This is a genomic window from Agreia sp. PsM10 (assembly GCF_030433855.1).
GTDB lineage: Bacteria > Actinomycetota > Actinomycetes > Actinomycetales > Microbacteriaceae > Agreia.
In genome coordinates this window covers 1-261 of record NZ_JARUXC010000059.1, presented here as the reverse complement: position 1 = coordinate 261, position 261 = coordinate 1, and the positions used below count along the sequence as shown (strand labels likewise).

The window sequence follows — 261 nt, the reverse complement described above, 5'->3', positions numbered from 1 at the left end:
CAAGACGCGGCGGCGGCGGATGGCATGGAAAGCTTCGCTGACGGCATTTGTCTTTCTGTCGGCGTTTGCGCTGGGCGGCCAATACATCTTTCGCATGTTCGGGATTACGCTGCCGGCGTTCGAGATTGCTGGCGGCGTAATTCTGCTGCTGATCGGGCTGGATATGCTTGAGGCGAAGCGCTCGGCTACACAGGAATCGAGCGGAGAAACGGTCGCGGCGGCGAGCAAGGAAGATGCGGGAATCGTTCCGCTCGGCATCCC

General features: G+C 60.9%; 1 protein-coding gene. It reads left to right on the top strand.

All coding sequences use genetic code 11. The annotated features are described in order from the left end of the window. Positions 1–19: 19 nt before the first annotated feature. A partial coding sequence (locus tag QCD70_RS19040; protein ID WP_301219202.1) for a MarC family protein occupies positions 20–261 on the top strand: 242 nt, incomplete at its 3' end.